Here is a 21,572-nt window from a genome sequence, read left to right as displayed (position 1 = left end):
GACAGCCCGGGGGTGTCAGCCGATGTGATAGCTGTCGCCGTACACCTTCCAGTCCAGCGGGGTGTTCAGGCACAGGTTGCCCTTGTTCAGGAAGACCCGCTGCTCGGTGTCGACCCTGGTGGTGTCGCTGTGCGCCTCCTCCTGCTTCATGGCCCACACCCGGGCGTCGAGGAAGGCGTTGAGGTACGTCTTCTCGTTGCCGCCCTGCGCCGGCGGCTTGGCGTGACCGAGGGCGCGCTTGCGTATGTTGCGGAAGCTGGTGGCGTCGTCGCCGTCGCCGTGCATGACGATGGCGTCGTAGTAGGTGAACTGCCCCAGCGTGCCCAGGCCGTCCGTCTTGCCCTGCTGCACGGCCGGGTTGAAGTACACGCGGTCGCGTTCGTCGTTCTGCGCCTGCTGGAAGGCGGTGTCCTGGGCCGCCTTGCGCCAGTCCGCCGGGAAGTTCGGGTCGAGACCGCTGTGCGAGTCGGTGCCGTTGACCCGGCGCAGGGCGGGGAGGTACTTGGCGAGCACGTTGCCGGGCTTGCGGTCGGTGTAGAGCTGGACGAGGTCGAGCATGTCGCCGGTGCCGGAGCAGAAGCCGATGATCCCGGCGGTGTAGCCGCGGCCGTCGCCGATGTCCTCGATGTACTTGTACTGCGCCTTCCAGTCGAGCGAGGAGTTCTCCGCGCTCGACACCAGCTTCATGGCGATCTCCTTCTTCGCCGGGTCGTCGAGGCCCACGCAGCTCGCGGCCGGCGCGGCGGCGGAGGCGTGCGCCGGGCGCAGCAGCACGGCTCCGGCGCCGACGGCGGACGCTCCGAGCAGGGCGAGCAGGGTGCGGCGGGAGGTCAGGACGGGGTTCGTCGGGGTGGTGTCGTTCGGATTCCTCACAGCGGGCTCCCGTGGGGGGTTGGGGACTTCACCGATAGGAAGGTTTCCTATCAGTCGAACCCACTGATGTGTACCCGTCACGCGAAAAGTTCGTAGGGTCGAACAAGTCCGCCGGTGCGGTCCGGTGCGGCCGACGCGGGTCAGCCGGTGGCGGTCCAGGCCTTCGGGCCGATGCCGCGCCACTCGATCAGCTCGGGGTCGTCGACCGTCGTACTGGCCTCGGGCAGGCCCGCGCGACGCAGGAACTCGACGATGTCGAGCAGGTGGTACGCCATGCCGACGTACTCCCCGCGGATGGTGACCCGCCGGCCGCCGTCGGGGCCCGGCGGCTGCACGATCACAGGCGCGCCTTCCATAGTGTCCGGATGCCCCCGAGGGACACGGATCATGCGGCGGGCCGCGCCCTCGAACGACGCATGGAGGGGCGGCGGCACCCACCTCCGGCTGCCGCTCCGCGCGATGGTTGGCCGGGGCGAACGCGGCTACCCGGGATGCGGTGGGTGCGCCGAGACCGCCCCCGGGAGGAACCATGCCGGAGCTGCCGGACGTCGAGGGTTTCCGCGAGGTGCTGGACTCCTGCGGCCGGGGGCACCGCGTCCGGCGTGTCGACGTGCGGGACGCGGGAGTCCTGCGCGGTGTCGGCGCACGGCGGCTGCGGCGCGAGGTCGAGGGCCGGCGACTGGGCCGGCCGCACCGCCACGGCAAGCTGCTGGTCGCACCGGTCGGCGACGGCCCGGCCCTGGTGTGGCACTTCGGCATGACGGGCGAGCTGATACCGGCCTCGGCCGACGACCCCCTGGACCGGCACGACCGGGTCGTCCTCACGCTCGACGGCGAACGGCAGCTGCGCTACCGCGACCAGCGCAAGCTCCAGGGCGTCCGACTGGCCGACGGGCCCGACGCGGTGGAGCACATGCTGGCCGGCCTGGGACCCGACGCCCTCGACATCGACCGCGGGGACTTCCTGGCGTTGCTCGCCGGGCGGCGGGGCGCCGTCAAGGGCCTGTTGATGGACCAGTCCGCCGTCGCCGGACTCGGCAACCTGCTCTGCGACGAGATCCTGTGGCGGGCCCGGGTCGCCCCGGGGCGGCCGGCGCGCGATCTCGACGAGGCCGAGGCCCGCCACGTGTTCACGGCGATGCGACGGGTGCTCGCCACCTCCTGCCGGGCCGCCCGCGTACCACCCCGCCGCAACTGGCTCACCGGCCACCGCGACGACACCGAACCGAGCTGCCCGCGCTGCGGCACCCCGCTGCGCTCCCGCCGCGTCTCCGGCCGCCGCACGGTCTGGTGCCCGGCCTGCCAGCACTGACGCGACCACGCGGCTGACGGCGGCGCGGCACGGCACGGCTCAGCGGACGACGTCGAAGACGTTCTTCTGCACGCCGTTCGCGTAGACCTCGTGCTCGACCAGCTTCAGGTGCTGGGTGTCCTTGTCCGAGGCGCTGAACAGCCGCTTGCCCGCGCCGAGCAGCAGCGGGTAGACGAGCAGGTGGTAGCGGTCGATCAGGCCCGCATCGGACAGGGCGTGGTTGAGCGAGGCGCTGCCGTGGACGATGACGGGGCCGCCCTCGGTCTCCTTGAGGGCGGCGACCTCGTCGAGCGAGCGCAGGATCGTGGTCTCCCCCCAGTTGGACACCAGGTCGCCCTCGGTGAGGGTGGTGGAGACGACGTACTTCGGCACCGTCCTGTAGTGCGCGAACTCCGCCATGTCCGGCCACACCGGACTGAACGCCTCGTAGCTGGCCCGCCCCATCAGGATCGCCGTCGACTCCTTCTGTTCCCGCTCCTTGATCTCGAACGCCTCGGGGACGAACTCGACGCCCTTGAAGGTCCACCCGGAGTTCCGGTAGCCGGGCTCGCCGCCGGGACCCTCGACGACACCGTCGAGGGAGATGAAGGCAGTGCTGATCAGGGTACGCATCGGGGTTTCCTCGCCGCCTGGGATCCGCCGCGGTCGTCCGCGGTCCCTCCCAGCCTCCAACCGACAACTAATATTGTCAAGAAAATTCAGCTTGTCGGCTGGAGACCATGGCAGCCGCACCGGTGCCCGGCGATGCCGTGTAAAGCGCCGTACCGCAGGTACTCGACCGGGCAGGACCATTTCCTGGGGACCCGAGGAGATGACTGTGAGCTCTTCCTCGGACTGCTTCTGCTCGCGGCGACCGTCACCGCCTTCACCGCTCTGGCGATCGCCGGCAACCTGTCCGGCGGACCCGGCTACACCGCGTCCGTGCTCGACCACCACATCGCCACGCTCGGCCCGCTGGCGATCTTCTGTGCCGGTCTCGCGCTGGCGCTGATCTTCTGCCGGGCCTGGCCGCCATGACCGGCGGCGCGGTCCATCACCGCGGCCCGCGTGCGGGCAGCACCCGTACCGCGCCCGGCCGCTCCACTGGACCCGCCGCCGGGGCCTGACCTCACCGGGAGCCGGCACGCTCCCGGCGCAGGCCGCGGGCCACGACCAGCAGGTCCACGGCCGCCGCCACGGCGAGGGCCGCACAGACCGCGGCGAGGGTGAACAGAGCGCCGCGGCCGGGGCTGTCACCGGCTCCGGAGCGGGCGGCCCAGACGGCGAACAGGACGGCCGCCGCGGCGAACAGAGGCAGGAAGACGCCGCTCAGCAGCCGGCGCAGACGCACCGGGCTGCGGGCGGTGACCGGTTCGGTGCCGGACCGCGGGCGGAGGCCGCCGGGCGCGGCGGAGCGCTCCCGCGGCACCGGCCGGACCTGCTCGCGCTCGCGGTCGGGAAGTTCGTGGTCCACGGCTCCCCCCTTCCCGGGCGGTCGGACATCCGTCCCCAGTCGCGTTGCCCGCACCGGCACCGCCAAACCAGCCCCTCCACAGAGTTGGTGGAATATTCAACCACCTCGGTCCGTTGTCGGCCTCGAAGGAGGTCACGAGTGGACACGACGTACGAGACGACGTACTACGACCAGGGAACCGCCGCCGAGCGCTGGGCCCGGGCCCAGCTGTTCTTCGACGCCAAGGACTACGCGGGCGCCGCGCGGGTACTCGCCGGGCTGGTCGAGGAGGCGCCGGAGCAGACCGGACCGCGGCTGCTGCTGGCGCGCGCCTACTACCACTCGGCCCAACTGCGCCGCGCGGAGGCCGAGTTGCGCGAGATCGTCGAGCGCGACCCGGTCGAGCACTACGCCCGGCTGATGCTGGGCCGTACGCTCCAGCGGCAGGCCCGGCACGAGGAGGCGGAGCCGCATCTGCGGATCGCCTCGGCGCTGGCCGGGGACTTCCCGGAGAAGTGAGCAGCGGCTGATGAAGAGGGGCCCCCGGCACGGCCGGGGGCCCCTCTTCGCCGTCGTCGGGGCGCTTCGCCGTCGTTCACGCGGCGGTCACAGTGGCGCCGCCGCGCGCAGGATCAGGAACAGCGTCACCGCCGAGTTCGCCGAGGACATCGACGAGACGAGGGTGCCCGCGGCGGCGCCCCAGACGGCGAGGCCGGCCGCGGTGAACGCGGAGGGCCAGGTGCGGGCCACCGGGGCGGGGCCGAGCAGGGCGGCGACCCGGCGCGGCACCGCACCGGCGGCGGCCAGCGCGGCCAGCGTCGGCGCCGGGGTGCCCGCGGACAGCAGCGCCGCCTTGCCGATGGCCCGCGCGACGGTGCGCCGGTCCCCCACCGAGCGGGCCGCCTCCTCGTCCGCCCAGCGCTCGGCCGTGTAGCGGACGGCGGTGCGCAGGGGCCGCAGGAAGGGGTTGGCGCGTGCCGCCAGGTGGACGGCGAGCAGGTGCCGGTGGTGCCGGGCGGCGAGGTGGGCGCGCTCGTGGGCGAACAGGGCCCGGCGTTCGCCCGGGGCGAGGCCGTCCAGGAGCGCGGAGGTGACGACGATCCGCTCGGGGAGCGCGTAGGCGTAGGGCGTGCTGTCGGGCAGCACGGCGACCGCCCGGCCGGGCAGTGCGGTGAGCGCCCGGCGGGCCTGCCGGGTGACCCGGCCGTGCCGGTGGAGGGTGCGGCCGCACAGGACCGTGACCGCGGCGAGGGCGGGGATGGTGGCGCGGCCGGCGATCTCGTCGTGCGGGACGGCGGCCCGTACCTCCGGGTCGGACCAGCCGTCCGGGAGGGGGTTGCCCGGGAGCTGGGCGGTGCCGACCACCATCAGCAGGGCGAGGCAGAGCGTGCTGCACCCGGCCATGACCACGGCCACCGCGGTCAGCAGCCGGGTGGCGGTGCGCGGATGCAGCCGCCCCTCGGCCAGCCGGGCGACGGGCCACGCGGTCAGCGGCAGGACCAGCGGCAGGAAGACGAAGACCCCCATGGACGGTCAGTCTTCCGTACCGCCGTGGTCCGCGGGCGGGACGTTCCGGGTGTTCACCGGGCCCGGCCCGGCGGCCTCCAGCAGGGCCCGCAGCACCTGCTCGTCACCGGGCGGCAGGGCGGTGACGAAGCTGGCGAGCACCGCCTCGCGGTCCCGTTCGCCGTCGAGGAGCCGGCGCATCCGCAGGGCGGCGAGCCGGGCCACGTCGGCGGTGGGCGTCCACAGGAAGGCGCGGCCCTGCCGTTCCCGGGCGACGACGTCCTTGGCGAGCAGCCGGGTCAGGATGGTCACGACGGTGGTGTACGCGAGGTCGCCGCCGAGCCGCTCCTGCACCCAGGCGGCGGTGACGGGACCGCCGGCCTCGCGCAGCGCGCCCAGCACCTGCCCCTCCAGCTCCCCCTGCCCCCGCCGGGCCCGCGCCATGGTCCCGTCTCCCTCCGGCGTCGGCGTGTGGTGACACGCTCACCAGCGTGTCTGACCACGCTACTTCACGCCGGCCCTGCCTCCGTACGTCCGCCGGCCGCGACGGTGCGCGATCTCGCCGAGCACGATGTCCACGGCGAGGAAGGCGGCCAGCGGGATCCCGAGCAGCGGCACGAACCAGCCGAGGACCGCGACCACCGCCATCGCCGGGACGAGGAGGTACGGCGGGACCTCCGCCCAGGCCCCGCGCGGGATCGGCCGGCCGAAGGCGGAGCCGCGACCGCGCTGCCACCACATGCGGTAGCCCCAGAGGATCAGCAGGATCAGCGCGACCGCGAGCAGGGCGAGGGCGAGCTGGTTGACCAGGCCGAAGAGGATGCCGGTGTGCAGGTCGATGCCCCAGCGGGTCAGTTTGGCGAGAACCGGGTAGTCGGCGAAGCGCAGGACGTCGGTCACCTCGCCGGCGCCCGGGTCCACGGCGACGGAGTCCTGCTTCTCGGGCCAGCTGCGCTGGACCTGCCGCACCACGTAGGCGCTGTTCGCGTCGGCGGGCGGGACGATCTCGACGGGGTCCCCGAGTCCCTCGGCGCGGGCGGCCGCGAGCACCTTGTCCAGACCGACGCCGTGCTCGGCGTCACCGCCCGTCCCGGCCGCCGTGCCGTGACCCGCGTGCTCGCCGCCGCTCGCGGCCGCCGACACGGACGGGGTGGCCTGGCCGAGCGAGGTGCGCAGCTCGTCGATGTTGGCGCCGGCGTACGTGGACCAGGTCAGGCCGGTCGCCGAGAGGAAGACGAACCCGGCGGCGGCCCAGACGCCGACGGTGCCGTGCAGGCCCAGCGTGCGGCGCCGCCCGCTGGTGCCGCGCACCTTGCGCAGCGCCCGCCTCCGGGCGAACCACAGCACCAGGCCGCCGCCCGCGATCACCCACAGCCAGCTCGCGGCGAACTCGCTGTAGAGCCGCCCGGTGTCGCCGAGGTGGAGGTCGCGGTGGAGTTCGTCGATCCAGGTGCGCAGGGGCAGCGCGCCCGTCGAGCCGTACTGTTCCAGCGCGCCGCGCACCTTGCCGGTGTACGGGTCGACGAACACCGCGAGGGTGTGGTCCGGGTTGACACCCTTGGCTCCCGACAGCAGCACCCTGGTGGTCGCGCCCGCCTCCGGCGACGGCCGTACCGCGGAGACCGTGCCCTCGGGGTGGGCCTTGCGGGCGGCGGCGACCTGTTCGGAGAGCGGCAGCTCGGTCCCGCCGACGGGGACGGTCAGCTCATGGGCGTACACCAGCTTCTCGGCCTGGAAGGAGAAGGCGTACAGCAGGCCGGTGGCGGCGGCGACGAGCAGGAAGGGGGCGACCAGGACGCCGGCGTAGAAGTGCAGGCGCAGGACGAGGGGGCGCAGCGGGGCCCAGCGGCTCGGCGACGCGGCGGGGGCGGCGGGTTGCGGGGCCTCGTCCGATGGGGGTCCCCCCGATCGAGCTGAGCCGAGATGGGGGGAGGTCGAAGGGGTGATGGGCATCGAGGGCTTCTCCGGGGACTGGTGCGGAGCGGGGACGGTCCAGTAGTCGGACCGCTCCCGAGCGGAGTTCCCCACAGTCGAAGTGACCTGAGTCACACCCCTCGCCATGGCATGCTGGCCCGATGGCATCTCCCAGTGCTCGCGCATCCCTTGCCGACCGGATCGAGGAACTCCTCGCCCCCGGCGGCCCGTTGCCCATCGTCGCGGCCGGCGACCCGGTGCTGCGGCGCGGAACCGAGCGGTACGACGGCCAGTTGGCCCCGGCCCTGCTGGCCCGCTTCGTCGAGGCACTGCGCGTCACCATGCACGCGGCACCGGGCGTGGGCCTCGCCGCGCCCCAGGTCGGCGTCCCGCTCCGCATCGCGGTCATCGAGGACCCGGCGCCGGTGCCCGAGGAGATCGCGGCGGCCCGGGGCCGGGTCCCGCAGCCGTTCCGGGTACTGGTCAACCCGGTCTACGAGCCCGTCGGCACCGCCCGCGCCGCGTTCTTCGAGGGCTGCCTGAGCGTGCCGGGCTGGCAGGCGGTGGTGGCCCGGCCCGCGAGCGTCCGGCTGACCGGCGCGGACGAGCACGGGCACCCGCTCGACGAGGTGTTCACGGGGTGGCCGGCCCGCATCGTCCAGCACGAGACCGACCACCTCGACGGCATGCTCTACCTGGACCGGGCGGAGCTGCGCTCACTGTCCTCCAACGCCGCCATGACGGAGCGCTGGACCCAGCCGACCCCGGCGACGGCCGCCGAGGCCCTGGGTTTCGAACTGCCGTGAGGCGACAGCGCTTCGCGAGGCGCGGTGCTCGTCAGCGCCCCGAACGGGGCACTGGGGGTACCCCCGGCCGAAGGCTGGGGGAGGAACTGCGCGACCAGCCCCCACCGGCCCGCAGACAACCCACACGCCCCGTCTCCTCCTTGAGGCCTACCCCCGGTACGCCTCAAGCAGCCGCAACCACACCTCACTCAACGTCGGATAAGACGGCACCGCATGCCACAGCCGGCCGATCGGCACCTCTCCGGCCACGGCGATCGTCGCCGAGTGGATCAGCTCACCCACCCCCGGCCCCACGAAAGTGACTCCGCGCAGGGTCTCCGTATCCAGGTCGACGACCATCCGGGCGCGCCCCTTGTAGCCGTCGGCGTACAGCCCGGCCCCGGCGACGGAGGAGAACTCGACGTCGACCGCCCGCACCCGGTGACCCGCCTGCTCCGCCTCGGCGAGGGAGAGTCCGACGGCCGCCGCCTCCGGGTCGGTGAAGACGACCTGCGGTACGGCGTGCTGGTCGGCGGTGGCCACGTGCGCGCCCCACGGTGCGTCCAGGAGCGGCGTGTCCGCGACACGCGCCGCGATCGCCGCGCCCGCGATGCGGGCCTGGTACTTGCCCTGGTGGGTGAGGAGCGCCCGGTGGTTCACGTCCCCGACGCCGTACAGCCAGTCGGTGCCCTCGACCAGGAGGGTGTCGTCCACCGACAGCCAGGACCCCGGCTCCAGACCGACCGTGTCGAGGCCGATGTCGTCCGTGTGCGGGACGCGCCCGGTGGCGAACAGGATCTCGTCGGCCTCGATGCGGTCGCCCCTGTCGGTCACGGCCACGACCGTGCCGTTCTCGCGGGTGACCGACCGGACCGACGTACCGGTGCGGACGTCGACGCCGGCCTCCTCGAGCGCGTCGGCGACGAGCTCGCCGGCGAACGGCTCCATGCGGTTGAGCAGGCCCTTGCCCCGGACCAGGAGGGTGACCCGGGAGCCGAGGGCCTGCCAGGCGGTCGCCATCTCGGTGGCGACCACACCGCCGCCGACGACGATCAGCCGGCCGGGCGCCTCCTGGGCGCTGGTGGCCTCGCGGCTGGTCCAGGGCTTCACTTCGGCGAGGCCGGGCAGGTCGGGCAGCTGGGCGCGGGTGCCGGTGGCGACGGCCACCGCGTGCCGGGCGGTGAGGGTGGTGAGGGTGCCGTCGGGGCCGGTCACGGTGACCGTGCGGGGTCCGGCGAGGCGGCCGTGGCCGCGATAGAGGTCGGCGCTGATGCCGTCGAGCCAGGCGACCTGGCCGTCGTCCTTCCAGTCCGAGGCGAAGTAGTTGCGGCGGGCGAGGACCGCGGGGGTGTCGAGGGGGCCCTGGACCGCCTGGGCGAGCCCGGGCAGGCGGCGGGCGTCCGCCTGGGCGATGACCGGGCGCAGCAGGGCCTTGCTGGGCATGCAGGCCCAGTACGAGCATTCGCCGCCGACGAGTTCGCTCTCCACGACCGCGGTGGTGAGGCCGGCCGCACGGGTGCGGTCGGCCACGTTCTCCCCCACGGGCCCGGCCCCGAGCACCACGACGTCGTAAGCGATGGATTCCGTTTCCGTCATGGGGCCAGTCTTGCGGGTGGTGTGCGCGGAGGCCACACGGGTAGGCAGCCGGAATACCCGCCCGGCCGGACATGTTGTCGCGAGCGGTTCCGCCCCGCCCCGGGGCGCCCCCCACGTCAGGAAGAGGGAAGCACGCATGAGCAGCACCGTGGAGCTCACCAAGGAGAACTTCGACCAGACGGTCACCGAGAACGAGTTCGTCCTCATCGACTTCTGGGCGTCCTGGTGCGGCCCGTGCCGGATGTTCGCGCCGGTCTACGAGAAGGCCGCGCAGGACAACCCCGACCTGGTCTTCGGCAAGGTGGACACCGAGGCGCAGCCGGAGCTGGCGCAGGCCTTCGGTATCCAGTCGATCCCGACCCTGATGATCGTCCGCGACCAGGTCGCCGTCTTCGCCCAGCCGGGTGCCCTGCCGGAGGCCGCCCTGACGGACGTCATCGGCCAGGCCCGCAAGCTGGACATGGACGAGGTCCGCAAGAGCATCGCCGCACAGCAGGGCGGTGCGCAGGGCCAGTGAGACCCGGCAGGCCGGGTCACGGCTGCTGACGGTCACCGGGAGGCGGGGCGCGCCGCCGAACCAGGGCACGGGTGCCCGAGGCGGCGGCTGCGCCGGAGAAGGGTCCCACGGATCGTCGTCCACGGTCCGGTCGTCGCGTCGTTCACGGTCCGGCCGCCGCTGTGGGGGCGCCGGTCGGGATCAGCTGGACTCGCGCTGCACCACGGAGGCGCCGAGCACCCGGTGCGTCTCCGGTTCGCCGCCGGGGTCGCGCACCACGCGGTCGACCAGTTCGGCGAGCTCGCGGCCGGAGGGCAGGTCGATGTGGATCGTGGAGAGCCGGGGCCGCAGCAGCCGGCCGAGCATCAGGTCGTCGGCGCCGAGCACCGCGGTGTCCTCGGGGATGCGCACGCCCTCGTCCTGGAGGGCGCGCATGAACAGCATCGCGTACTCGTCGTTGTACGCGAACACCGCGTCGAGCCCCAACTCCGGCCAGCGTGCGGCAAGTTCGGCCGCCGACTGTTCCGTGTAGCCGAGCGGCACCCCGGTCACCTCGGCGTCGGTGCCACGCAGCGCCTGGCGCACACCTTCGAGGCGGGGCCGGGAGAAGGTCTCCAGCCCCGCCTCCTCGGGAACGACCACGCCGATCCGGCGCCGGCCGCGGGCGTACAGGTGGCGTCCGGCGCAGTGGCCGACGGCGTCGTGGTCCATCAGCAGGGCGTGGGCGCCCTCGACGCGTTCGGGGCCGAAGGTGACCACGGCGCGGGCGCCGGCCCGCTTGAGGACCGCGACGCCCTCGGAGCCGAGTTCGGAGCCGGGGACCAGCACGGCCACCGGCCTCAACTCGGCCCAGGCGCGCGCGGCTTCGTCTCCGCGGAGGCCCGCGGTGCCGAACTGGACGACCGTGTAGTCGAGGCGGCTGAGGGCCCACTGGAGGTCGTTGATGAACTGCCCGTAGAGCGGGCCCACCGCGATGGCCGGGGCGGGCATCAGGACCATCCGGCTATGTCCGGCGCGCAGGCTGCGGGCGGCCGCGTGCGGGACGTACCCGAGTTCCTTCGCGGCCTCGTGGACCCGGCGGCGGGTGGGCTCGCTGATCCGGACGGCACTGGTGTTGTTGAGGACGTAGGAGACGGTCGCACGGGAGACGCCGGCCAGGCGGGCCACATCGGCGCTCGTGGGGACCGAGCGCGGGACCGGCGACGCTGCCGAGGTCGGTTTCGGGATCTGCACCATGACGTACGGCATCTTGGCAGAAGCCCGGCAAGGGGGGACCGGCGGGGCAAGGTGGTTGACGGTTCGACGAATTGGGCCCTCGCTCATCCCGCCGAGGAGCCACCCCGCCATGGGACGAACATGTTCGTCACGAACTTGTTCGCAACGAACTTGTTCGTTATGGTCGACGCATGCCAGCAACTCCCCGCTCCCGCCGGGAGCGTCCCGCCAAGCCCGCCCTGACCAGGGAGGGCATCGTCGCCGCCGCCGTGGAGATCCTGCGCGCCGAAGGCCTGCAGAAGGTCACCATGCGGCGTCTGGCCCAGGAGCTCGACACCGGGCCGGCCTCGCTGTACGTCTACGTCCGCAACACCGCCGAACTGCACGCGGCGGTCCTGGACGAGCTGCTCGGCTCCGTCGGCCCGGCCCCGGCGGAGGGCGGCTGGCGGGAGCGACTGGAGCGGGTGCTCATCGCGTACACGCAGATGCTCCTGGAGTACCCGAGCCTCGCCCGCTCCGCGCTGACCGCGTGGCCGAGCGGCCCGCACTACCTGGACCTGATCGAGACCCTGCTGGGCCTGCTCGACGAGGGCGGGGTACCGCGCGAACGGGCCGCCTGGGGCGTCGACCTGCTGCTCCAACGCGCCACCGCGACCGCCGCCGAGCACGCGGGCGAGGCGTCCCGGGAGGACTGGGACGCCCTCGGCCGGGCGCTGAGCCAGGTGTCGGACCGTACCCACCCGCACATCGCCGCCGCCTCCGGGGTGCTCCTGTCGGGCGCGCCCGAGGCCCGCGTGTCCTGGGCGTTCCAGGCCCTGATCAACGGCATCGAGCACACCGCCGTACCAGAACCCCGAGACTAGGAGCTCCTCATGTCCACTGCCCACCACCCCGTCGCGATCGTCGGTGCCGGTCTCGGCGGGCTCACGCTCGCCAGGGTGCTGCGGGTGCACGGCGTCGAGGCGGCCGTCTTCGACCTCGACGCCTCGGCCGCGGCCCGCACCCAGGGCGGCATGCTCGACATCCACGACGACTCCGGCCAGGTGGCGCTGCGCGCGGCCGGGCTGTACGACACGTTCCTGACGCGCGTCCACGCGGGCGGCCAGGCGACCCGGGTCCTGGACAGGGACGCCCGGGTCCTGCTGGACATCCCCGACGACGGCGCCGGCGGGCGGCCGGAGATCGACCGGGGCGATCTGCGCGGGCTGCTGACCGGCTCTCTGCCGGAGGGCGTGATCCGCTGGGGCGCGAAGGTCACCGGCGCCCGCCCGCTCGGTGGCGGGCGGCACGAGGTGACGTTCGCGGACGGCGGCTCCGTCACGACCGATCTGCTGGTCGGCGCGGACGGCGCGTGGTCCCGGGTGCGGCCCCTGGTCTCGGACGCACGGCCCGCGTACACCGGGGTCTCGTTCGTGGAGGTGGACCTGCCGGACGCGGACGTACGGCATCCGGTGAGCGCCGAAGTGGTCGGCGGGGGCATGCTGTTCGCGCTCGGCGCGGGCCGGGGTTTCCTCGGCCACCGGGAGAGCGACGGCAGCCTGCACGTGTACACGGCACTGGAGGCGCCCGAGGACTGGCTGGACGGGATCGACTTCACCGACGCCGAGGCGGCGAAGCGGGCCGTGCTCGACCACTTCGGCGACTGGGACAAGAGCCTGCGGGCGCTGGTCGCGGACGCCGAGGGCCCGCTGGTGCCGCGGCGGATCCACGCCCTGCCGGTCGGCCACCGCTGGGACCGGGCACCCGGAGTCACTCTGCTCGGTGACGCGGCGCACCTGATGTCGCCGTTCGCCGGCGAGGGTGCCAACCTGGCGCTCATCGACGGCGCCGACCTCGCCCTCGCGCTCATCGCACACCGCGGCGACACGGAGGCCGCCGTGGCCGCCTACGAGGAGAAGATGTTCACGCGTGCCGAGCGGTCCGCCGCGGACTCCGCGGCGAGCGGCGCCCTGCTGTTCCGCGCCGACGCACCGCAGGGCCTGGTCGACATGTTCACCGCCACCGGGCCGGACGTCAGCGGGGCCGCGCCGTCCGCGTGACGCGGTCGACCAGGTCGGTCCAGCCGGCCTCCAGGCGCTCCATCGGCATCCCGCACTGCCTGGTCAGATGGTGGATCTGGGCGGGATCGAGATAGGCGAGCAGCGTCTGGGCGAGCAGTTCGCAGTCGGCGCCCGGCTCGATCTGCCGCAGCAGCATCATGACGTGGGTACGCAGCGCCTGGATCGGCGGATTGGCGTAGCGCCGGGTGGGTTCGGGCTGGGCGGCCAGCTGGAGGTCCAGTTGCTCGGCCGAGCGGTAGAGCACCGCGACGCCGAACGCCCGCAGCCGCTCGACCGGCGGGGCGCCGGGGCCGAGGGGCGGCGGCCCGCCCAGGAAGTCCGCCTGGAGCTGCCGCGAGGAGTGGTCGAGCAGCGCCATCAGCAGTCCGGTGCGGTCGCCGAAGCGACGGAAGACCGTGCCCTTGCCCACCTCGGCCGCCGCGGCCACCGCCTCCATGGTCACGCCGGCCACCCCGTGCTCGGCGATCAGCCGGGCGGCGGCCTCCAGCAGCCGGGCACGGTTGCGGGCCGCGTCGGCACGCAGGCACGGCTCTTCGGGAGCGGGTCCGACTTCGAGCAACTGCGGCGCGTCGAAGGGCTCCTGGGGCTGCGGGAGGGGCGGCAGGACGCTGGACATGAAGACAGCGTAAAGCATCGGGAACAGAACTGGACCGAGGTCCGGTTAGGGTGTTAGAAATTAAGCGGACCTCGGTCCGGATTCGTAACGGCAGTGTTTCACCCCCCTGGAGTTCCCATGTCTGTCCGCATCCTTGCGCTCGTCGGCAGCCTTCGCGCCGGTTCGCACAACCGCCAGCTCGCCGAGGCGGCCGTCAAGCTCGCCCCCGAGGGTGCCGTGGTCGAGGTCTTCGAGGGCCTGGCCGACATCCCGTTCTACAACGAGGACATCGACGTCGCGGGCAACGTCCCGGCCGCCGCCGCGAAGCTGCGCGAGGCCGCCCAGGCCGCCGACGCGTTCCTGCTCTTCTCCCCCGAGTACAACGGCACCATCCCGGCCGTCCTGAAGAACGCCATCGACTGGCTGTCCCGCCCGTACGGTGCCGGCGCCTTCGGCGGCAAGCCGGTCGCCGTCATCGGTACCGCCTTCGGCCAGTACGGCGGCGTGTGGGCGCAGGACGAGACCCGCAAGGCCGTGGGCATCGCCGGCGGCAAGGTGATCGAGGACATCAAGCTGTCGATCCCCGGTTCGGTGACCCGCTTCGCCGAGACCCACCCGGCCGACGACACCGAGGTCGCCGCCCAGCTGACCGAGGTCGTCGCCCGCCTGCACGGCAACGTGGGCGTGGCCGCCTGAGGCACCCCCACGCCCGGAAAGGGGCCGGCACTCGCCGGCCCCTTGCGCGTCTTTCAGGTCCGCTCCCGCTCAGGTCCCGCTCCCGGTCACTCGATCCCGGCGAGCCGCTGGACGGCCGGGGCGGCGAAGGTCTCCATCCATCCCGAGGTCTCACCCAGGCGCGGGGAGAGGATGACGGTGTCGAGGCCGAGCTTGGCGTAGCCCTCGATGTCACGGGTGAAGGCGTCCAGGTCGCCCGTGGTGGCCGGTTCGGCGCCGTACGCGATGGTCTTGCGGATGGTGTCGTAGTCCCTCCCGACGGTGTCGCAGTGGCCGCGCAGCACCTCCAGCTTGTGCCTCAGCTCCTCCGCGGAGGACGGGATGAGGTTGCAGGCGTCGGCGTACTGGGCGACCAGGCGCAGGGTCTTCTTCTCGCCCTGGCCGCCGATCATGATCTCGGGGTGCGGGGTGCTCACCGGAGCGGGGACGCAGAGCGTCTCGGCGAGCTTGTAGTGCCTGCCCTCGAAGGGGCCGTTGTTCTCCGGGTCCCACATCTGCAGGCAGATCCTGAGCGTCTCCTCCAGCCGCTCGAAGCGCTCCGCGAGCGGAGGGTAGGGCACGCCGAGTCCGTGGTGCTCACGGTCGTACCAGGCGGCGCCGATGCCGAGGGTGGCCCGGCCGCCCGACACCACGTCGAGGGTGGTGGCGATCTTGGCGAGGAGTCCGGGGTGCCGGTACGTCACCCCGGTCACCAGGGCGCCGAGCCGCACCGTGGAGGTGCGGCCGGCGAGGTAGCCGAGGGTGGTGTAGGCCTCCAGCATGGGATCCTCGGCGCCGCCGTTGAACTCCATCTGGAAGTAGTGGTCCATCACCGAGACCCAGCTGACGCCCGCGGCCTCGGCCGCGGCCCCGGCGGCGGCGAGTTCGGCGCCGAGGGCGGGTCCGCCGCCGGGGTGGTTGAACCGGTTGATGTGCACGCCCACGCGCATGACCGTTCTCCGTTCCGCCCTGATGTTCCACACTGGTGTTCCACACTGGTGTTCCGCGCCGGCGTACCGCGCCGGTGTTCCGCACTGATCGTCGTCCGCCTCCTCGACGCTAGGTCCTGGAGCGCGCTCGAAGTCAAGCCCCGGCGCCGGCGGCCCGGCGTGTCCGGACACGTTTCCGGACAGGCACCCGCCGGATGGCGGGGAGCTTCCGCCGTCCGGCGGCCCCCGGGAGGCGCACGGCCGCCCGGATCATGGGCACACGAGCCGCAGGACACCACAGCGAGGAGCCGCCATGACCGCCGTACCGCCCCCGTTCGACCCCGAACTCTCCGCCGCCCTGGAGCTGATCAAGGACATGATCTCGCCGTCGTTCACGATGGCGGACATCGCCGAGATCCGGCAGGGCGCGGGGATACGGCTCCTCGCCGAGCTGGACCTCACGATGGAGGGCACGTTCGAGGTGGAGGACCGCACGGTCCCCGGCCCGGCGGACGCCCCCGAGATCTCGCTCCTGATCTGCCGCCCGGTCGCCCCGGCCGCCGCCGGTCCGCTCCCGGTGATCTACCACGTGCACGGCGGCGGCATGGTGCTCGGCAACAACCGGGTGGGCGTGGACGTCCCGCTGGCCTGGGCGAAGGAGCTGGGCGCGGTCGTGGTGTCGGTGGAGTACCGGCTGGCGCCCGAGCATCCGCATCCGGCGCCGGTGGAGGACGTGTACGCGGGCCTGCTGTGGACCGCGGAGCACGCGAAGGAGATCGGCGGCGACCCGGAACGGATCGTGATCGCCGGCGCCAGCGCGGGCGGCGGCCTCACCGCGGCCCTGGCCCTCCTCCTGAGGGACCGTCAGGGTCCGTCCGTGATCGGCCAGATGCTGATGTGCCCGATGCTCGACGACCGCAACGACACCCCCTCCAGCCACCAGATGAAGGGCCTCGGCGTCTGGGACCACACGTCCAACGAGACCGGCTGGACCGCCCTGCTGGGCGAGCACCGGGCCGGTCCCGACGTCTCCCCCTACGCGGCCCCGGCCCGCGCCACCGACCTCACGAACCTCCCCCCGGCCTTCCTCGACGTCGGCTCCGCCGAGACCTTCCGCGACGAGACCGTCACCTACGCCTCCCGCATCTGGCAGTCCGGCGGTATCGCCGAACTCCACGTCTGGCCCGGCGGCTTCCACGGCTTCGACGGCTTCGCCCCACAGGCCGCCCTGTCCCAGTCGGCCAGGGCGGCCCATGTGGACTGGCTGCGGCGGGTGCTGGCGCGCTGAGAGCCTGCCGGACCCGCGGTCAGCGCGGGCCCAGGCCCAGCCCCCTGCGGTACGGCGGGCGTGGGCCCGCGGTGGCGGTGATGGTGGTGCAGGCCGGGTGGGCGGGGCAGGGGGCGGTCGGGGTCAGGAGGGTGTTGGACGTGAAGTGGAGGTGCTGGGGGTCGCCGCAGTCGGGGGCGGGGGGCCAGGCTCCCGGGTAGGGGCGGCGGGCGAGCCAGGTGGGGACCTTGTCGTCCCAGTAGTTGCCGGTGTAGCGGATGTTGCGGACGGGGCGGTCACCCCAGTTCTCGCTGCAGCCGCCTATGGAGGCGACGTAGTCGTGGACGACGTTGTCGCGGACGGTGATGCGGTTGCTGGAGTCGTCGGTGTAGATGCCGACGTTCCAGACGGCGCCCGGGCTGTCGGTGACGGCGTTGCGGGCGACCAGGGCGCCGTCGGCGTAGGAGGGGCCCTGGTCGCCGCGCAGGTAGATGCCGCCGCCGTCGGCGAGCAGGCGGTTGGTGGCGAAGACCCGGTTGCCGATGATGCGGTTGCGGCGGGTCAGGCCGCGCAGGTCCTCGCTGGGGCCGGAGAGGATGCCGGTGTAGGGGACGTGGTCGACCTGGTTGTGGGCGATGAGGGTGTCCTGGGTGGCGCTGTTCCAGAGGGCGGAGGCGGCGCGGTACTCGGTGCCGATGCGGTGGATCCAGTTGTCCGCGATGCGGTTGCCCGTGTTCGTGCCGCGGGTGGCCGGGGGCAGGACGCCCAGGGAGAGGCCGCCGTCGGAGATGTCCGTGAAGACGTTGCCGGTGACCGTGGTGTGCGAGGTGCCGGCGGTGAGGGTCAGACCCTGGGCGCCCAGGTGGACGAAGCGGTTGCCGGCGAGGGTGATGCGGTCGCTGTGCCGGAAGGTGACGTTGCCCGGGACCGTGAGGGCGGTGATGTCGCCGCCCCGGCCCGGGCGCATGTACATGCTCCAGGCGGCGGCGAAACCGGCCGGTTCGTCCGGTGCCAGCCAGGTGGCGTGGGCGAAGGTCAGGCCGCGCAGGGTGAGGTCGTGGAGCGGGTGGGCGGCGGAGCTTCCGGTGCCGCTGAGCAGTGTCTGGAGGGTGGGGGCGATGACCTCGGTGCGGGTCATGTCCTCGCCCACGCGCGGGCGGTAGAGGAGAGTGTGGTGGCTTGGGCGGGAGCGGTCCAGGTACCAGGTTCCGGCCCGGGTGAGGAAGTCGGGGGCGTTCTCGACGTCGTGGGACCGGGCGAGTGCGGCCGCGCCGTAGAGGGCCCGGGCCAGCCGCCAGCAGGGCTGGTCCATGGTGATCACGGTCCTGGCGGGGGTGGAGGCGGTCGCGGAGACGGCCTTCACGCCGCAACGGCCTTCCACGTAGTCGTAGCGGTAGACGACTTCGAGGCCGGCGGGGTGGTGCCAGGAGAGGGGGATCCTGCTGGTCGTGGTGTAGCCGGTGGCGGTCGGGATGAGTTTTCCGGGCAGGGGTCCGCCGAGGGAGGCGCGGGGGGCCCGGTGGCCGTCGACGTACAGCTGGCGGGTCTCCAGCCCGCCCACGTCGGCCCGCCAGACCCCGGGCCGGCCGGGGTCGGGGCGCCAGCCGGTGACCTGCCGGCCGCCGCTGAGGGTGACCGGTTCCTGGTGTGCGGTTCCGTAGCCGTACGCCTGGTAGACCACCCGGTGGCCGTGCCTGCCGGAGTCGGCGGGGGTCAGGCGGACGGGGGAGGTGAGGCGGTAGGTGCCGCCGCGCAGGTTCACCGTGACGTCGGAGGTCATGCGCGGGGCGATGGCCCGCACCGCGCGCTGGGCGCGGGCCGGGGTGGCGAAGGGGCGGTCGAGGGTGCCGGGCCCGTGGTCGTCGCCCCACGGGGCCACGTAGAGCCGGGTGGGTGATGGGTGGTGGTGCGGCGCCGGTGCGCCGGCCGTCGATGCCAGTGCGGCCGCCACGGCCAGGGCGGCGGCCGCACTCCCCCGTGCTGTCCTCACGTCTCGTACCTCCCGCTCGTCGGATGGGCCCATCGTCGGGCGGGAGCGGCCTCGGGGGCGTCGGCCGATCGTCTATGGCTGGGCTTCCATCGTCTGTGCGTCGGGCGCCTTTGGTCGCCGTTCGCGCGTCGGGAGGTGGAGCGGACCGGGAGGTGGAGCGACCGGGGCTCAACCCCCGTTCGCCGACGCCTTCTTGATCGCCTCCCTGATCCTGGAGTAGGTGCCGCAGCGGCAGACGTTCTCGATGGCGTCGATGTCGGCGTCCGTGGGGTGCGGGGTGCGTTTCAGGAGGGCGGCGGCCGCCATGATCTGGCCGGGCTGGCAGAAGCCGCACTGGGCCACGTCACGGTCCAGCCAGGCCTGTTGGACGGGGTGCAGGGTGTCGCCGTCGGCCAGGCCCTCGATGGTGGTGACCGCGCGGTCCGCGCAGTCGGCGACCGGGACGACGCAGGGCTGGATCTCCTCGCCGTCGAGGTGGCTGGTGCAGGCGCGGCAGACGCCCACCCCGCAGCCGTACTTGGGACCGGTGACGCCGAGCAGGTCACGCAGGACCCAGAGGAGGGGCATGTCGGCGGGGGCCTCGACCGTCACCGGCTTGCCGTTGAGGACGAAGGAATACGAACGCATCGGTGCCTTCTGGGAGTTGGGAACGGCGGTGGTCAGAAGTCGAGGGGGAAGCTGCGGGGTTTCCTGCCGGTGGCGCGGGCGTAGGCGTTGGCGACCGCGCCCGCAGCCGCGGGGACGCCGAGTTCACCGGCGCCGCCCGGGTCCCCGCCGGAGGGGATGATGTGCGCCTCGAACTCCAGCGGGGCGTGCCGTTGGCGGGCGTAGTGGAAGTCGGCGAAGCTGCCCTCGCGGACCGCGCCCCGGTCGATGTGCAGCCCCGCGCGCAGCACGGTGGAGATGCCGTCGACGGCGGTGCCCATGAGCTGCGCCTCCAGGCCGCGCGGGTTGACGGCCGTACCGACGTCGGCGGCCATCACCACCTTGGTGACCCGGGGGTTCTCCGGGTCGGTGGCGTCGATCTCGGCCAGGCAGGCGACCGCGGACCCGTACTCCTCGTGGACGGCCACGCCCTGGGCGGTACCCGCGGGCATCCGGCGCCCCCAGTGCCCGGCGGCGGCCGCCTTGGCGAGGACGGCCTTCACCGTCCTGCTGCGCAGGGTGGTACGGCGGAAGGCGACCGGGTCCCGGCCCAGCGCGCGGGCGATGTCGTCGACGACGATCTCCTCCGCCGTGCGCATGGTCCCGGAGTCCACCGAGCGCCAGGCACCGAGCGGTACGGGCAGTTCGATGCCGCCCGAATCGCCGCTCACCCGGCCGAAGTTGTACAGCCCGCTGTCGCTGGGCAGCGGACGTACCGCGGCGGACTGCGCGGTCAGGCCCTGCCCGTCGGACGACTCCCCCACCGAGGCCGACATGTGCTGGAAGGCCACCACCCGCCCCCCGGCGACACTGGCCCGGATCCGGTGGTGGTCGGCGGGGCGCATCCTGCCGTGCCGGATGTCGTCGTTGCGGCTCCACATCAGCTTCACGGGCCGGCGGGCCGCCCTGGAGATGAGCGCCGCCTCGGTCGCCTGGTCGAAATTGAGCCGCCGCCCGAACGAGCCGCCGCCGCGCATCACATGGACGCGTACGGCGGTCCTGGAGAGCCCGAGCAGGTCGGCAACGGCCTCGCGGGCCTCCATCGGGGTCTGGGTGGCGAACCACAGCTCGGCCCGGTCGGAGCGGACGTCGGCGACGGCCGTGAGCACCTCCATCGGGGCATGGCTGACGAACGCGAACGCGAACTCGCCCTCGATCTGCGTCGATCCCCGCGGCGGGGTGCCGAGCCGGGGTACCGCGGCGCGCAGCCGGGCGCGGATCTCCTTGTCGGACAGGGCAACGAGCGGGCCGTCGGCCCAGGTGATCCGCAGCGCGTCCCGGGCCTGGAAGGCGTGGTGGAAGGTGTCCGCCACGACGGCGACCCCGCCCGGTGTCTTCACGACCGCGTGGACGCCGGGCAGGGCGCGGGCCGCGGTGTCGTCGAGGGAGACCATTCTGCCGCGCAGGGTCGGCGGCCGGGCCACCACGGTCGGCTTCGCGCCCGCCACCGCCAGGTCACCGGCGTACTTCGCGGCGCCGGTGACGATGTCCCGGGCGTCGATCCTGGTCGTCGGTTTCCCGATCACCCGGTGCCGGGAGGCCGGCTTGGGCCTGCTCGACACGTCCGGGTTACGGATCCGGGCCGCGCTCGCGGTGAGGGAGCCGAAGGTGGCCGTCCGGCCGTCGGGGGCCACGACCATGGTGTTCCGGGTGTGCAGGACGCGCGCGGGGAGCCGCCAGCGGCGGGCGGCCGCGGTCACCAGCCGGGCGCGCGCGGTGGCGGCCAGCTGCCGGGCCGGGCCGTACAGCGAGCTGACCGAACTGGAGCCGCCGGTGTACTGGTTGCCCTTGCTGCGGGCGTCGGCGAGCGGGATCCGGACGTCGGCGAGGCGGGCGTCCAGCTCCTCGGCGATCATCATGGCGACGGCGGTGGTGATGCCCTGGCCGACCTCGACGCGGGGCAGCCGTACGACGACCTCGTTGGCCGCGGTGACCTCCAGGACGAGCATCTCCTCGTCGGTGCCGGTGACCAGGACACCCGGGGCCGCGGTGGCGCCGTCGGCCCGCGGGGTGTCGCAGCCGAGCGGGGCGGCGACCGTGAGGGTGGCCGCGGCCACCGTGTACACCATGAAACTCCGGCGGGACGGTCCGGCGGCGGCCCGCCGGGGCTCGTTGCGGTCCAAGCTGGGCTCCTGTCGGTCGGTTCCTGTGCCGGCGCTGTGTGCGGCCGGGCCTCGACAGCTAGGAGGGGCGGGCGCCCGCGCGGGTTGCCTGCCGTGCCGGGCTCTCCTCGCCGTACCGCC

Annotated in this window: 23 protein-coding genes; 9 read left to right on the top strand and 14 right to left on the bottom strand. The window is 73.5% G+C overall.

What is annotated here, in order from left to right:
• Nucleotides 1–15 precede the first annotated feature (15 nt).
• Entirely contained in the window at nucleotides 16–873 is an 858-nt protein-coding gene (locus ACZ4UV_RS39285) for a chitosanase (protein ID WP_351495566.1), read from the bottom strand.
• 140 nt (nucleotides 874–1,013) lie between these two features.
• Complete coding sequence (locus ACZ4UV_RS39280; RefSeq protein ID WP_390041550.1) at nucleotides 1,014–1,214, bottom strand: hypothetical protein; 201 nt, start codon at nucleotides 1,212–1,214, stop codon at nucleotides 1,014–1,016.
• Between the two features lie 188 nt (nucleotides 1,215–1,402).
• On the opposite strand from ACZ4UV_RS39280, the gene ACZ4UV_RS39275 reads away from it, so the two are divergent.
• Nucleotides 1,403–2,185: an Fpg/Nei family DNA glycosylase gene (locus tag ACZ4UV_RS39275; RefSeq protein ID WP_451022967.1), complete on the top strand. Its 783-nt coding sequence runs from the start codon at nucleotides 1,403–1,405 to the stop codon at nucleotides 2,183–2,185.
• A gap of 39 nt (nucleotides 2,186–2,224) precedes the next feature.
• Here the strand turns inward: ACZ4UV_RS39275 and ACZ4UV_RS39270 are convergent, their stop codons facing one another.
• A complete protein-coding gene (locus ACZ4UV_RS39270) occupies nucleotides 2,225–2,797 on the bottom strand; it encodes a dihydrofolate reductase family protein (RefSeq protein ID WP_390041546.1) in 573 nt (190 codons plus the stop codon).
• A gap of 132 nt (nucleotides 2,798–2,929) precedes the next feature.
• Between ACZ4UV_RS39270 and ACZ4UV_RS39265 the strand changes: the two genes are divergently transcribed.
• The gene (locus ACZ4UV_RS39265; RefSeq protein WP_451022968.1) at nucleotides 2,930–3,202 is read left to right on the top strand and encodes a hypothetical protein; all 273 of its coding nucleotides are present in this window, start codon (nucleotides 2,930–2,932) and stop codon (nucleotides 3,200–3,202) included.
• A 91-nt stretch (nucleotides 3,203–3,293) separates the two neighbouring features.
• On the opposite strand, the gene ACZ4UV_RS39260 is transcribed toward ACZ4UV_RS39265, so the two are convergent.
• Nucleotides 3,294–3,638, bottom strand: a complete 345-nt coding sequence (locus ACZ4UV_RS39260; protein WP_451022969.1) for a DUF6343 family protein — start codon at nucleotides 3,636–3,638, stop codon at nucleotides 3,294–3,296.
• 138 nt (nucleotides 3,639–3,776) lie between these two features.
• Here ACZ4UV_RS39260 and ACZ4UV_RS39255 point away from each other — a divergent pair, with 138 nt between their 5' ends.
• A complete protein-coding gene (locus ACZ4UV_RS39255) occupies nucleotides 3,777–4,136 on the top strand; it encodes a tetratricopeptide repeat protein (RefSeq protein WP_390041540.1) in 360 nt (119 codons plus the stop codon).
• A gap of 87 nt (nucleotides 4,137–4,223) precedes the next feature.
• Here ACZ4UV_RS39255 and ACZ4UV_RS39250 read toward each other — a convergent pair whose 3' ends face one another.
• The 3 genes from ACZ4UV_RS39250 to ACZ4UV_RS39240 are packed head-to-tail and all read right to left on the bottom strand — an operon-like array spanning nucleotide 4,224 to nucleotide 7,076.
• Nucleotides 4,224–5,144: a M56 family metallopeptidase gene (locus ACZ4UV_RS39250; protein ID WP_467844620.1), complete on the bottom strand. Its 921-nt coding sequence runs from the start codon at nucleotides 5,142–5,144 to the stop codon at nucleotides 4,224–4,226.
• Nucleotides 5,145–5,150: 6 nt separating this feature from the next.
• Entirely contained in the window at nucleotides 5,151–5,567 is a 417-nt protein-coding gene (locus ACZ4UV_RS39245) for a BlaI/MecI/CopY family transcriptional regulator (RefSeq protein WP_390041536.1), read from the bottom strand.
• 60 nt (nucleotides 5,568–5,627) lie between these two features.
• Complete coding sequence (locus ACZ4UV_RS39240; RefSeq protein WP_467844815.1) at nucleotides 5,628–7,076, bottom strand: PepSY-associated TM helix domain-containing protein; 1,449 nt, start codon at nucleotides 7,074–7,076, stop codon at nucleotides 5,628–5,630.
• A 122-nt stretch (nucleotides 7,077–7,198) separates the two neighbouring features.
• Here ACZ4UV_RS39240 and ACZ4UV_RS39235 point away from each other — a divergent pair, with 122 nt between their 5' ends.
• Nucleotides 7,199–7,843: a peptide deformylase gene (locus tag ACZ4UV_RS39235; RefSeq protein WP_467844617.1), complete on the top strand. Its 645-nt coding sequence runs from the start codon at nucleotides 7,199–7,201 to the stop codon at nucleotides 7,841–7,843.
• Nucleotides 7,844–7,990: 147 nt separating this feature from the next.
• On the opposite strand, the gene ACZ4UV_RS39230 is transcribed toward ACZ4UV_RS39235, so the two are convergent.
• Complete coding sequence (locus tag ACZ4UV_RS39230) at nucleotides 7,991–9,418, bottom strand: dihydrolipoyl dehydrogenase family protein (protein WP_467844614.1); 1,428 nt, start codon at nucleotides 9,416–9,418, stop codon at nucleotides 7,991–7,993.
• Nucleotides 9,419–9,554: 136 nt separating this feature from the next.
• Between ACZ4UV_RS39230 and trxA the strand changes: the two genes are divergently transcribed.
• On the top strand, nucleotides 9,555–9,935 hold the full coding sequence (trxA, locus tag ACZ4UV_RS39225; RefSeq protein ID WP_451019188.1) for a thioredoxin: 381 nt from the start codon (nucleotides 9,555–9,557) through the stop codon (nucleotides 9,933–9,935).
• A gap of 180 nt (nucleotides 9,936–10,115) precedes the next feature.
• On the opposite strand, the gene ACZ4UV_RS39220 is transcribed toward trxA, so the two are convergent.
• Nucleotides 10,116–11,162: a LacI family DNA-binding transcriptional regulator gene (locus ACZ4UV_RS39220; RefSeq protein WP_451019187.1), complete on the bottom strand. Its 1,047-nt coding sequence runs from the start codon at nucleotides 11,160–11,162 to the stop codon at nucleotides 10,116–10,118.
• A gap of 158 nt (nucleotides 11,163–11,320) precedes the next feature.
• On the opposite strand from ACZ4UV_RS39220, the gene ACZ4UV_RS39215 reads away from it, so the two are divergent.
• The gene (locus ACZ4UV_RS39215) at nucleotides 11,321–11,992 is read left to right on the top strand and encodes a TetR/AcrR family transcriptional regulator (RefSeq protein ID WP_451019186.1); all 672 of its coding nucleotides are present in this window, start codon (nucleotides 11,321–11,323) and stop codon (nucleotides 11,990–11,992) included.
• A 9-nt stretch (nucleotides 11,993–12,001) separates the two neighbouring features.
• Nucleotides 12,002–13,168, top strand: a complete 1,167-nt coding sequence (locus tag ACZ4UV_RS39210; protein WP_451019185.1) for an FAD-dependent oxidoreductase — start codon at nucleotides 12,002–12,004, stop codon at nucleotides 13,166–13,168.
• Here ACZ4UV_RS39210 and ACZ4UV_RS39205 read toward each other — a convergent pair.
• On the bottom strand, nucleotides 13,143–13,823 hold the full coding sequence (locus ACZ4UV_RS39205; protein WP_451019184.1) for a TetR/AcrR family transcriptional regulator: 681 nt from the start codon (nucleotides 13,821–13,823) through the stop codon (nucleotides 13,143–13,145). The two genes, ACZ4UV_RS39210 and ACZ4UV_RS39205, sit on opposite strands and share 26 nt — an antisense overlap.
• A gap of 99 nt (nucleotides 13,824–13,922) precedes the next feature.
• On the opposite strand from ACZ4UV_RS39205, the gene ACZ4UV_RS39200 reads away from it, so the two are divergent.
• Nucleotides 13,923–14,480 (top strand): NAD(P)H-dependent oxidoreductase, encoded by a 558-nt coding sequence (locus ACZ4UV_RS39200; RefSeq protein WP_451019183.1) that lies wholly within the window; start codon nucleotides 13,923–13,925, stop codon nucleotides 14,478–14,480.
• 86 nt (nucleotides 14,481–14,566) lie between these two features.
• Here the strand turns inward: ACZ4UV_RS39200 and ACZ4UV_RS39195 are convergent, their stop codons facing one another.
• Entirely contained in the window at nucleotides 14,567–15,448 is an 882-nt protein-coding gene (locus ACZ4UV_RS39195; protein ID WP_451019182.1) for an LLM class F420-dependent oxidoreductase, read from the bottom strand.
• 292 nt (nucleotides 15,449–15,740) lie between these two features.
• On the opposite strand from ACZ4UV_RS39195, the gene ACZ4UV_RS39190 reads away from it, so the two are divergent.
• The gene (locus ACZ4UV_RS39190) at nucleotides 15,741–16,715 is read left to right on the top strand and encodes an alpha/beta hydrolase (protein WP_467844608.1); all 975 of its coding nucleotides are present in this window, start codon (nucleotides 15,741–15,743) and stop codon (nucleotides 16,713–16,715) included.
• A gap of 19 nt (nucleotides 16,716–16,734) precedes the next feature.
• Here ACZ4UV_RS39190 and ACZ4UV_RS39185 read toward each other — a convergent pair whose 3' ends face one another.
• From ACZ4UV_RS39185 to ACZ4UV_RS39175, 3 genes are all read right to left on the bottom strand, one after another.
• Nucleotides 16,735–18,684, bottom strand: a complete 1,950-nt coding sequence (locus tag ACZ4UV_RS39185; RefSeq protein ID WP_467844605.1) for a right-handed parallel beta-helix repeat-containing protein — start codon at nucleotides 18,682–18,684, stop codon at nucleotides 16,735–16,737.
• A 168-nt stretch (nucleotides 18,685–18,852) separates the two neighbouring features.
• Nucleotides 18,853–19,311 carry a (2Fe-2S)-binding protein gene (locus tag ACZ4UV_RS39180; RefSeq protein ID WP_351495606.1) on the bottom strand — a complete coding sequence of 153 codons (459 nt, stop codon included), beginning with the start codon at nucleotides 19,309–19,311 and terminating at the stop codon, nucleotides 18,853–18,855.
• Nucleotides 19,312–19,343: 32 nt separating this feature from the next.
• On the bottom strand, nucleotides 19,344–21,398 hold the full coding sequence (locus ACZ4UV_RS39175; protein ID WP_451019191.1) for a xanthine dehydrogenase family protein molybdopterin-binding subunit: 2,055 nt from the start codon (nucleotides 21,396–21,398) through the stop codon (nucleotides 19,344–19,346).
• Nucleotides 21,399–21,572 lie beyond the last annotated feature (174 nt).

The organism is Streptomyces sp. NPDC028289 (genome assembly GCF_055565975.1).
The sequence above is the reverse complement of the archived record's forward strand: the minus strand, read 5'-3'. Positions and strand labels throughout refer to the sequence as shown.

Coding starts and splice junctions, on each gene's coding strand:
- ACZ4UV_RS39210 (WP_451019185.1), top strand. CDS start 12,002: ATGTCCACTGCCCACCACCCCGTCGCGATCGTCGGTGCCGGTCTCGGC.
- ACZ4UV_RS39175 (WP_451019191.1), bottom strand. CDS start 21,398: ATGGTGTACACGGTGGCCGCGGCCACCCTCACGGTCGCCGCCCCGCTC.
- ACZ4UV_RS39240 (WP_467844815.1), bottom strand. CDS start 7,076: ATGCCCATCACCCCTTCGACCTCCCCCCATCTCGGCTCAGCTCGATCG.
- ACZ4UV_RS39245 (WP_390041536.1), bottom strand. CDS start 5,567: ATGGCGCGGGCCCGGCGGGGGCAGGGGGAGCTGGAGGGGCAGGTGCTG.
- ACZ4UV_RS39265 (WP_451022968.1), top strand. CDS start 2,930: ATGCCGTGTAAAGCGCCGTACCGCAGGTACTCGACCGGGCAGGACCAT.
- ACZ4UV_RS39220 (WP_451019187.1), bottom strand. CDS start 11,162: ATGCCGTACGTCATGGTGCAGATCCCGAAACCGACCTCGGCAGCGTCG.
- ACZ4UV_RS39195 (WP_451019182.1), bottom strand. CDS start 15,448: ATGCGCGTGGGCGTGCACATCAACCGGTTCAACCACCCCGGCGGCGGA.
- ACZ4UV_RS39230 (WP_467844614.1), bottom strand. CDS start 9,418: ATGACGGAAACGGAATCCATCGCTTACGACGTCGTGGTGCTCGGGGCC.
- ACZ4UV_RS39200 (WP_451019183.1), top strand. CDS start 13,923: ATGTCTGTCCGCATCCTTGCGCTCGTCGGCAGCCTTCGCGCCGGTTCG.
- ACZ4UV_RS39190 (WP_467844608.1), top strand. CDS start 15,741: ATGACCGCCGTACCGCCCCCGTTCGACCCCGAACTCTCCGCCGCCCTG.
- ACZ4UV_RS39235 (WP_467844617.1), top strand. CDS start 7,199: ATGGCATCTCCCAGTGCTCGCGCATCCCTTGCCGACCGGATCGAGGAA.
- ACZ4UV_RS39250 (WP_467844620.1), bottom strand. CDS start 5,144: ATGGGGGTCTTCGTCTTCCTGCCGCTGGTCCTGCCGCTGACCGCGTGG.
- trxA (WP_451019188.1), top strand. CDS start 9,555: ATGAGCAGCACCGTGGAGCTCACCAAGGAGAACTTCGACCAGACGGTC.
- ACZ4UV_RS39205 (WP_451019184.1), bottom strand. CDS start 13,823: ATGCTTTACGCTGTCTTCATGTCCAGCGTCCTGCCGCCCCTCCCGCAG.
- ACZ4UV_RS39180 (WP_351495606.1), bottom strand. CDS start 19,311: ATGCGTTCGTATTCCTTCGTCCTCAACGGCAAGCCGGTGACGGTCGAG.
- ACZ4UV_RS39215 (WP_451019186.1), top strand. CDS start 11,321: ATGCCAGCAACTCCCCGCTCCCGCCGGGAGCGTCCCGCCAAGCCCGCC.
- ACZ4UV_RS39270 (WP_390041546.1), bottom strand. CDS start 2,797: ATGCGTACCCTGATCAGCACTGCCTTCATCTCCCTCGACGGTGTCGTC.
- ACZ4UV_RS39275 (WP_451022967.1), top strand. CDS start 1,403: ATGCCGGAGCTGCCGGACGTCGAGGGTTTCCGCGAGGTGCTGGACTCC.